Genomic DNA, 444 nt, shown 5'->3' with positions numbered 1-444 from the left:
AGTACTGAGCTTATTGTCGAAGGAACAAAGAATGGCCCCTGGACCGGAATCACCTATCATGACGGTAATTTTTATGTTGCAGAAGGCGGCCAAATGGAAGGAGGGAAAATTCTGAGGATTAATGCTAATGGAGCTGTAGATACCCTGGTGAGTAACCTGCCTAGCATGGGAGACCACCATACAAACGGTCCTGCAATAAAAGACAACTATATATACTTTGGACAGGGTACTGCGACCAATTCGGCCGTAGTGGGTCCCGACAATGCTTCTTTTGGATGGCTATATCGCAAACCCGAATTCCACGATATTCCCTGTAAGGATATCGTCCTTAAAGGAATTAACTACACCAGTAAAAATCCCCTGACAGATGCACCTGACGATAAGGTTACAACCGGTGCTTATGTGCCTTTTGGAGAAGCTACAAGAAAAGGTCAGGTGATCAGG

At 45.5% G+C, this 444-nt stretch carries 1 protein-coding gene; it reads left to right on the top strand.

Annotation, left to right across the window (positions count from 1 at the left end; genetic code table 11):
• Positions 1-444, top strand: a 444-nt coding sequence (locus tag HC175_RS18725; protein ID WP_209310097.1) for a hypothetical protein, incomplete at both ends; no start/stop codon positions are given.

This window comes from Salinimicrobium oceani (genome assembly GCF_012037645.1).
This window is presented reverse-complemented; position numbering and strand designations above follow the sequence as displayed.